Below are 3176 nucleotides of genomic sequence, written 5' to 3' on the forward strand. Positions count from 1 at the left end.
AGCGCTGATGGTACTGCAGGGGAGGCCCTGTGGAAGAGTAAGTCGTTGCCAGATGAATATGATTCACTAGCTCAGTTGGTAGAGCACATGACTTTTAATCATGTTGTCCGGGGTTCGATTCCCCGGTGGATCACCAAAGCACTTTACAATTTTGTAAAGTGCTTTTTATTTTGTATAATATACATTATATATTGAAATTATTATGAAATAGTATAGGTGTAATGAATGTGAAATCCTTAGGCTTAATATGGGGGAATTACGAATAAATATAATTATTATATAAAATATAGTTTTATGAATAAAAGAAGTTCTAGATTTAAGTTTTATCTAGAGCTTCTTTTAAGATTAACAGAGGTTATAAAAACAGATATTTTTATAATAGTATATTTAAAAATATTTGAAGTTATTTTATATTGTAATTTTAAAAATATATGAAATTTCATGTCAGAAAATTAATAAATTCTTCGTATTAAATAGTGAGAAGCTTCTTGAGGAGGGAAAAATGTGAAAATAGATGAAGATAATTTTATAAGGCAGCTAAAATATAGGAATTCCAAAGCATTAGATTTTATTGTAGACGAATATAGTAATTTGATTTTTAGAATTATACGTACCGTATTAAATTCAAATTTTCATTCTCAGTATGTAGAAGAATGTGCAAATGATGTATTTTGGTCTGCGTGGAGTAATATTGATAGTTTTGATGAGCAAAAAGGGAACTTTAAATATTGGATTGCTGCTATATCTAAATATAAAGCTATAGATTACAAAAGAAAACTTTTCAAACAAAATAATATTGAATCTATAGATGATCATATATTATGTGATGATACTAGCATAGAAAACGATTTTATACTAAATGAAAATAAAGAAGAAATTTTTGAAGCAATAAATTATATGAAAAAAGAAGATAGGGAAATATTTATAAGAAGGTACTTTCTAGATGAGAAAGTAGAAAATATAGCTAACGCTTTTGGAGTAAATAGAAATTTAATATATAAAAGACTTTCAAGGGGACGTAAATTTTTAAAGGAAAAACTTATACTTTTGAAAGGAGAAATATTATGAGGAATAATAAAAAGATTAATTTACCAGAAAAAGAGCTGTATAAATCATTTAATGAAATAAAATTTGAAGAAATTGAGTTGAATAATGTGGAAGAAGAAGTAGATATTATCCAAAAGGATAGAATAAAGAAAAATTTAAATGATAAAATAAAGGGAGAAAACAGATCTAATAAATTAAAATATATCTCTATTGCTGCGGCTATAACATTAGTATTTTCGATAGGTGTCGTTACTACATCACCAACCTTTGCTAAAAATATTCCAGTTTTGAATTCTATAATACAAACACTAAATAATAAATATGGCAATAAAGGTGATTATGCAAAATACTCTGAAATAATAAATAAATCAGTTTCAAACAATGGAATAACAATTACAATAAATGAAGTAATTGCAGATGATTCAAAATTAATTATAGGCTATACCTTAAAAGGTGATAAAAAAATAAAAGATTTAGAAGTATTCGGGCTGGGAGGATTTTTAAAGATAAATGGTAAAACCTTTTCCTCAGGAGGAATTTCTGTAGGGCAGTATATAGATGACTATACTTATATAGGTAGTGAGGAGATTCACACCAGTATACCCAAAGATAAAAAATTTAATGTTGATGTAAATATTACAGAAGTATCTGATACAAAAGGGAAGTGGGACTTTGCTTTTAGTGCATCAAAAGAAGAAATATTTAGGGAGAGTACTGTGTTTAAACCAAATCAAAAATTGGATTTGCCAGACAGTAATGCAAATATTGATAAAGTAGTATTTTCACCTATAGATATTTCTATTTTTATAACTGGAAATGGTAAGAATAAAAATATAAAAGCAGGACCTAATGGCGGTATGTTTGATTATAGATACTGGGTTGCTTATGATGATAACGGGGTAGAACTTATACCAAAGGGTCTTGGGGGTGGAAAATTTGACTTTAATAAAAATATATTTTCTTCTGAAATGCAATATGTAAAGACTAAAAGCATTCCAAAATATTTGACCATTATTCCTTGCAAAATTATTCCTTCAGAAGGAGGAGGGGTAAGAAGAGATAAGAATGGCAAAGAAACACCAATTACTATAGAAACAAAGAAACCTAAAGAAATAAGTAAAGTTATAGATGGAGTATATCCAATAGAACTTTCTCAAGGTAAAATGGGAAAACTTATAATAAATGATATAAAAACAGAAAACAATAAAACTATAGTTAAATATATAGCCAAAGGAAAGGCACCTTATTTCCAAGCAGAAGATCTTCTTATAAAAGACGATCAAGGAGAATGTGTTGAAATTAAAGATTACATTAGAAGAAAAGATGAAGAAAATCCTAATGAATTTACAAAGGTGTTTGAAGGATTAAATCCTAATAAACAATACACCATATTTACAAATGACTTTGACAATGTAGAATTTAGAGAGGATTTAAAATTTAAGATTGAACTTAATAAATAAACAGTAGAAATAAATCCCTAAGATATTAATAAATTAGGGATTTATTTTTTAAGTTACTTATATAATTAATATTTTTATGTTTTCTAAGGTTCTTTAGTTAATGGTGGAATAGTTTTTGGAGATTTTAAGTTAAAAATTTTTTCAAAGGAGTAAATCTTTCAATCATAAGTAATTATAGATAGATATTAAAAATTTGTTATTCTAAATAATTCTATTTGTACTACAAATTAAAAGAACTTAATAGTTAAAACATTTTTCATAATGGTTTTTAGTGATTATTATGGTGATTAAATCTACGCATATAAACAACATAACCTAGGGTATCTATATAAGAAAATAGCAGGAATACCAATAAAATTAGAGTAACAATAATTTAAATGCATATAAATTAATATAAAGATATTTTTTATTGAAATATAAATGATATAATAAAATTCGTCCTTAAGACAAGGGCTTGAAAGCAACAAAAACTTTCAAAAACAAATTTGAAAAAAGTTCTTGACAAAGAGCAGCAAATTTGTTAAGATATAAAAGTCGCTGAGGCGATGTGGTCTTTGAAAATTAAACAGAGAATTAACAAGAAACATTCTTGTAACAGCCAGTAAGATAAGGTAATAAACCTTGTCAATGAATTTGAGAAGAGATTAAACTTTAAAATTGAGAGTTTGA

At 26.4% G+C, this 3176-nt stretch carries 2 protein-coding genes and 1 tRNA gene; all 3 read left to right on the forward strand.

What is annotated here, in order from left to right; translation table 11 throughout:
• Nucleotides 1-60 precede the first annotated feature (60 nt).
• The 3 genes from ACYUEW_RS18780 to ACYUEW_RS18790 all read left to right on the forward strand — a co-directional run bounded on the left by ACYUEW_RS18780 (nucleotide 61) and on the right by ACYUEW_RS18790 (nucleotide 2507).
• Nucleotides 61-136: transfer RNA gene (locus ACYUEW_RS18780), tRNA-Lys, on the forward strand.
• 368 nt (nucleotides 137-504) lie between these two features.
• Nucleotides 505-1068, forward strand: coding sequence for a sigma-70 family RNA polymerase sigma factor (locus tag ACYUEW_RS18785; RefSeq protein WP_460277681.1), 564 nt, complete (start codon nucleotides 505-507; stop codon nucleotides 1066-1068).
• Nucleotides 1065-2507 (forward strand): DUF4179 domain-containing protein, encoded by a 1443-nt coding sequence (locus tag ACYUEW_RS18790; protein ID WP_460277683.1) that lies wholly within the window; start codon nucleotides 1065-1067, stop codon nucleotides 2505-2507. The genes ACYUEW_RS18785 and ACYUEW_RS18790 overlap by 4 nt, the downstream gene beginning before the upstream one ends.
• Nucleotides 2508-3176 lie beyond the last annotated feature (669 nt).

This window comes from Clostridium sp. CTA-1 (assembly GCF_054768215.1).

What these genes read in the sequence shown, in the direction of transcription:
- ACYUEW_RS18790 (WP_460277683.1), top strand. Translation starts at nt 1,065, where the DNA reads ATGAGGAATAATAAAAAGATTAATTTACCAGAAAAAGAGCTGTATAAA.